The sequence below is a fragment of the Nocardia alni genome, from assembly GCF_019038435.1.
Classification (GTDB): domain Bacteria; phylum Actinomycetota; class Actinomycetes; order Mycobacteriales; family Mycobacteriaceae; genus Nocardia; species Nocardia alni.
The window spans coordinates 1-2,291 of record NZ_JAGPOX010000299.1; the positions used below are offsets into that span (position 1 = coordinate 1).

3 protein-coding genes are annotated in these 2,291 nt (G+C 69.4%); 1 reads left to right on the forward strand and 2 read right to left on the reverse strand.

The window, feature by feature from the left end:
• Nucleotides 1–189: 189 nt before the first annotated feature.
• Nucleotides 190–1,134, reverse strand: a complete 945-nt coding sequence (locus JZ791_RS43935) for an alpha/beta hydrolase family protein (protein WP_216903885.1) — start codon at nt 1,132–1,134, stop codon at nt 190–192.
• Between the two features lie 151 nt (nt 1,135–1,285).
• On the opposite strand from JZ791_RS43935, the gene JZ791_RS43940 reads away from it, so the two are divergent.
• The gene (locus JZ791_RS43940; RefSeq protein ID WP_216903887.1) at nt 1,286–1,867 is read left to right on the forward strand and encodes a TetR/AcrR family transcriptional regulator; all 582 of its coding nucleotides are present in this window, start codon (nt 1,286–1,288) and stop codon (nt 1,865–1,867) included.
• 6 nt (nt 1,868–1,873) lie between these two features.
• On the opposite strand, the gene JZ791_RS43945 is transcribed toward JZ791_RS43940, so the two are convergent.
• On the reverse strand, nt 1,874–2,291 hold a 418-nt coding region (locus tag JZ791_RS43945; RefSeq protein WP_216903889.1), incomplete at its 5' end, for an SRPBCC family protein.

Sequence of the window (2,291 nt, forward strand, 5' to 3'; positions counted from 1 at the left end):
GCATAACCCTGCGTCCCAACCGTCCCCGATCCTCCCCCTCCACCCGGGAATGCGTCGGCGGGCCCGGCGAGCGCAACCGAACATCCGGTCCGCCCGCCGGGCTTTCCGCTGTTCGCCGAGCGCATCCGAGGTCCGACACCACCTGCCGTCGGGACGTCAGCGTAGTGCTGGGCAGCGGTCGATGGGGAGCTACTTGGTGTCGATGCGTCCTGCCGGGGCGGCGGCCTGCGCGAGGTCCTCCCGCACCTGCTTCCATTCCGCGCCCTCGATCCCGAGGGCGCTGCGCAGATAGGCCAGCGAGGTCGTCCGGACCAGGTCCACGCGCTCGGGGCTCTCGTCCGTGGTGTCCTTGGCGTTGTAGCCGTGAATCCCACCGAGTGAGTGTTCGGCGCCGAAGACGGTGAGCAGGCTTTGCGCACCGGGGCTCAGGGTGTAGACGTCGGTGAACCAGTCGGGGCCGCGTGTGGACAGCGGGGATTGGTCGGCGTCGCCCGCGACGACCAGGGTCGGAGTCTTCAGGCCGTCGAAGTCGGGGTGCATGAAGGGGAAGTTCGTCGCGGCGAACGGCGACAGGTCGTTCCCGCCGAGGCCGGTGTTGGCAAGCAGCACACCGGCTTTCACGCGTGAATCGGTCAGGTCCGGGCCGGGGCGCCCGGCGGCGTCCAGGACGCGCGCGCCCAGCAGCAGGGCGACGGTTTGCGCGCCCCAGGAGTGACCCGCGACGGCGATGCGGTCACGGTCGACGCGCTCGCCCAGCCCCGGGACCGCGGCCAGGACGTGATCGAGCTCGTCCAGCACGCGCACGACGTCCTGGAACCGGATGCGCCAGATGTCCGGGTAGCGCGGATCGGCGGGAGTCAGGCCGAGGGTCGTCGAGTCCAGGAACGTGGGCTGGACGACGACGAATCCGCGGCTCGCCCAGTAATCGACCAGCGGATCGTAGGCGGACATCGACTGGCCGAAACCGTGCGCGAACACCAGAATCGGCAGGCCGGCGCCCGATGCGGGCGCCGACACGCGCACCTGGAGGTCCGCACCGCGTTCCGGCACGGCCAGCACGACCGGCTTGACACTCAGGATCGGCGTGGTCAGGGCGGGAATCGCGTTCGGGGCGAACGTCACGGGTGCGGGCATGGGGGAACTTCCCTTCGATGGTAAGCGGCGCCGCTCATGAAGCAGGCGCGGATTCCGATGGTCCGAACCACCGGCTACACTCCTAATCGGAGCGCAGTTCCGAATATACGGAGCGCTGTTCCGATTGGCAAGTGCAGGAAAGGACCGCGATATGAGCACCGGCGACCAGGCGACCGCGAACCCGGCCAAGCGCGCCGACGCGCGGCGCAACGAACAGGCGCTCCTGGACGCCGCCGCGGCGGTTTTCGTCACCGACGGTGTCGACGCGCCCGTGCGCCGGATCGCCGCGGCCGCGGGTGTCGGCATGGGCACGATCTACCGCCACTTCCCCACCCGCGCGGACCTCGTCGCGGCGGTCTACCGCCATCAGATCGACGCGTGCGCCGAGGCCGGACCTGCCCTGCTGGCGTCGTCGGCCTCACCGTTCGAGGCCCTGCGGCGCTGGGTGGACCAGTTCGCCGACTTCCTGATCACCAAGCACGGCCTGTCCGCCGCGCTGCGCAACGACCCCGCCGGATTCACCGCCCTGCACGCCCTGATCCTGGACCGCCTCATCCCGGTGTTCGACGAGATCCTCACCGCCGCCCGAGATGCCGGAGAACTCACCGACGGCCTGACCGCGCACCAACTGCTGCGGGCGATCGGCGATATCAGTGCCGGCGCCGAGATCCCCGACCCCGACTACAACCCCCGCCGCACGATCGAACTGCTTCTCGACGGCTGCCACCGATAGGCGGGCTCAGGATTCGGCGGCGACCTTCAACCGCGCGAGCCCCTTCTCGAAATCTCGCCCCACCACCCGATCCATCGGCATCACCCTGCCCAGCAGAGCCATCACCCCGGTGTGCTGCCCCGACATCTGCCAGGTCACCAGCGTGCCCTCGCCCTGCGGCTCCACTCCGAACCGCACCTGATTGGTCGAGCGCATGGGAAACCCGAACGTGATCCGCACCCCCACGGCATCATCGGAAACGGACGTGATCTCCATATCACCCCGCCCCACCTTCCGATTCCCCTTCCACGCATATCGGGCCCCCACTCCACTAGGGGCGCCTGAGTAGACCCGCTCCATCTCCGGGTCCAGATCCTCCCACGGCGACCAGTTCGCCCACTCGTGAAAGTCCACGATCAACCCCCGAACCCGCCCCGCGTCGGCC

Coding starts and splice junctions, on each gene's coding strand:
- JZ791_RS43935 (WP_216903885.1), bottom strand. CDS start 1,134: ATGCCCGCACCCGTGACGTTCGCCCCGAACGCGATTCCCGCCCTGACC.
- JZ791_RS43940 (WP_216903887.1), top strand. CDS start 1,286: ATGAGCACCGGCGACCAGGCGACCGCGAACCCGGCCAAGCGCGCCGAC.